Genomic DNA, 3186 nt, shown 5'->3' with positions numbered 1-3186 from the left:
GTATTTTGCTACGTCAAGCTCCATCGCAATGGTGGCATACATGCGTTTTAACCGCGCATTTTCTTCTTCCAAATCTTTAATACGCTTTAACTCGGTAGCTTCCATGCCACCATAGCGCTGACGCCATTTATACAAACTGGCTTTACTTACTCCGTGATCACGGTTAATCTCTTCGGCACTTTTGCCGTTATCAAACTCTTTGAGAATGCCTGCTATCTGCGCAGGACTAAATGTGCTCTTTTTCATGTTTTACAGTTTTAAAATTAAACATTTTGTCTATTTTTAAACCGTACTGTTTTTGGGGAAGCTTACCCAAGTACCCAATGCTGCAAAGGCTTGGCTGCATACTTGCACCAGAATGGGGAACGCTGGGTAGTAGAATTCCGCCCGCCCAGAACCAATGCCGATTGAAATTATTTTATTGAAGGTAACGTTTGCTGCTGATTGTTGCTGTGTCTGCCCGGACCGAAATTTATTAGCGATTTACCGCCGATTGTTTTTCCTTCAGCGCTGCTTTTGCAGGATACCAGTGTTGGTTGCTGTACAGCACCCCATCATTTAACCATTGCTTTAATCTTTACCATTGAGACCTTTTTCAATAAACTGCCTTTTTTGAAACTCCAAATAATAAGATACTTCCCTACTGCGTAATAATCTTCAGGATGCTCTTTAGTTGGCTTATCTCCTCCCCACAAAAGACCGTCTAAAAATCCTTGACCTTTGAAGCCGTCTTCATATTCAAAATACATTATACTTCCGTTATCATTTTTACTGTCAAAATTTTGGATTTTTTTCGACTTTAACTTCCCGATAAGCATCCCGTATAACTCTGGCTTATCGTAAAAAATACAAGCTTGAATTGAAATACAATTATTTTCGTCTGTCAATGTATAACCGTCTGGAATTTCTTTTTCAGACAATTGCAAACTGTCAATACTTTGTCCATTACCTTTAACTGACAAGAAAAAAACAAAGCTCAATAACGTCAAGATTTTTGTCATGATAATTTTATTAGAAGGTTTAAGTTTTATTGTATAGTAGCCAACTCAAAAATAGCGAACTAAATAGCCTTTCCCAAAAAAAATGCGTTATTGATAACCAATGCTTTTATAGTTCGTTTTTAAAATAGATGGTGCGTTTATTTTTTTACCATTTAATATTCCCCTTTTTCCAAAAGGCATCATTGGGGCATATACTATTTACCAATGGTGGTTTAGGGAGGCACAATTACCCAGCGCAGCAATGGATTGGTTGCATACTTGTCGCAGAGTGGTTTTAACACAGATTATGTTGGTTGCATTAGGTGCTTGCTAAATTTAAAATTCAATATTATGTTTTTGGCAATAATATAATGCATCACTTTGCCCTGGACCAAAACACCCTTTAAGAATGACTCTTTTCTCCTTCACTAATCTTTGCCCCTCCTGATTTGGTAGACCATACAAAAGTGGTATAATATTGTCTTGGTGATTTGATATTGGGCAAGTTTTGTTTTGCTGATAGAATTTATAATAATCCAAATCAGGAATCAATATTTCAGTATAAAATTTTGCCTGCAATGTGTCAAAATTGATTATCCGACTTTTACCTTTAATATCTTCTAAATAGAATATATTCCTGACTTTAAATGCCGTTGTGTCAATTTTATTTCGTCTGTCAATCCAAAAAGTATCTTTTTCTATTGGAAAAATTAATTCAGTCAAAAATCTTCTATTGTCAGAACTTGAAAATGGGCTGTCCACTGTCAAGATTCCATTTTGATAAAAACTGAACACAGAATCACTTTTAATAAATCCATTAAAAGCAATACCGCTTGTCTTTAAAAACAAAGTGTCGCCACGTCTAAAAAACATTGTATCCTTTAGAGACATGTCGATAATTTGACCTTCACTACAAAGGCTTAAAATAATTGAAAAAACTATGAATGGGATCGTTTTCATTGTTTGCCGTCATTTCAAAAATAGACGAACTAAATAGCCTTTCCAAAAAAATTGCGTTATTGATAACCAATGCTTTTATAGTGCGTTTTTTAAAATAGATGGTGCGTTTATTTTTTACCGTTTAATATTCCCCTTTTTCCAACAGGCATCAAAGGGACTTATACTATTTGCCAATGGTGGTTTATAAAGGCACAAGTACCCAACGCTGGAAGGGCTTGGGTGTATACTTGCCGCAGAATAGGAAGACTAAAAGCGAAAGCTGTAGGCGGGGACGCCAACAGCAGCGAAAAGGCGAAAATTCTTTGTTGGTCAGGCGACCAACAAAGGCGAAGGCATCCGCAGCATCCGCATGCCCATTTTTGCCAAAATGGCCCCGGAATGGGCAACGGAGGGCCCGGAATGGTCAACGGAAGCCCCGAGATGCTTAACGGAGCACCGGAAACTGACAAAAGGACACCATTTTTAGTTAACAGGGTATGCGGAAAACCTAACGGAACACCCGGAAATAGCAACGGATACCCCACGGAGGCAACAGCATATAAAAAAAGATATATAAGCAATCGACTATTTTAAATTTTTTAAATTTTTTTTATTTTTAGTAAACAAAAATTTTTCAACTATGCCTAAACAAAAAGCAACCCGACAGTACAGTATGGCGGATGGCAACTTGAAACAACTTGCCGACGCCCTTAAAACAAGTATTAACCGCGACCTGGCAGATTTTGCCACCCGCAACATTACGGCGGCCAATCTTACCGCCCTGCAAACATTGATTGACACATTTGATGAAACCACTACCGATGAAGAATTGCTTGGTATGGTTACAGATGCCACTAATGCAAAAGATGCTATTGCCAACAACATTCGCACGGCGGTGCGCCCCATACGCAATATGGCCGAAACCGCTTATGGCACTACCGGCAAGTACAACACTTTTGGTTTCGATGGGCTTTCAGAATTAACAGATGCTGATCTTTACCGCCTTGCACGCAGGGTTGTAAGGGTAGGCAACAAATTATTGGCTGAGCTTGCCGCACAGGGGCTTACCGCAGCCCAGTTAACCAACATTGATACCCTTGCTACCAGTTTTGATACTGCAATAGATGCTATTGAAAATGCTGTGGAAAACCGCGACCTGGAAACGCAGGACAGGATTTTGAAAGGCAACGCCCTTTGGACAGAAATGAGCCGCCTTGCCAGCATTGGCCGCAGCCTGTACGAGGATACAGATGAAGCAAAATACAAT

The 3186-nt window shown here is 39.2% G+C and carries 4 protein-coding genes; 1 reads left to right on the top strand and 3 read right to left on the bottom strand.

What is annotated here, in order from left to right:
* The 3 genes from GD597_RS21610 to GD597_RS21600 form a co-directional block, all read right to left on the bottom strand.
* The coding region (locus GD597_RS21610; RefSeq protein WP_171610004.1) for a transposase at window positions 1-246 on the bottom strand (246 nt) is incomplete at its 3' end.
* A 308-nt stretch (window positions 247-554) separates the two neighbouring features.
* Window positions 555-1001, bottom strand: coding sequence for a hypothetical protein (locus GD597_RS21605; RefSeq protein ID WP_171610003.1), 447 nt, complete (start codon window positions 999-1001; stop codon window positions 555-557).
* A 315-nt stretch (window positions 1002-1316) separates the two neighbouring features.
* The gene (locus tag GD597_RS21600) at window positions 1317-1940 is read right to left on the bottom strand and encodes a hypothetical protein (RefSeq protein ID WP_171610002.1); all 624 of its coding nucleotides are present in this window, start codon (window positions 1938-1940) and stop codon (window positions 1317-1319) included.
* Window positions 1941-2559: 619 nt separating this feature from the next.
* On the opposite strand from GD597_RS21600, the gene GD597_RS21595 reads away from it, so the two are divergent.
* A partial coding sequence (locus GD597_RS21595; RefSeq protein ID WP_171610001.1) for a hypothetical protein occupies window positions 2560-3186 on the top strand: 627 nt, incomplete at its 3' end.

Origin of the sequence: Limnovirga soli (assembly GCF_013106755.1) — a bacterium.
GTDB classification, from domain to species: domain Bacteria; phylum Bacteroidota; class Bacteroidia; order Chitinophagales; family Chitinophagaceae; genus Limnovirga; species Limnovirga soli.
This window is presented reverse-complemented; position numbering and strand designations above follow the sequence as displayed.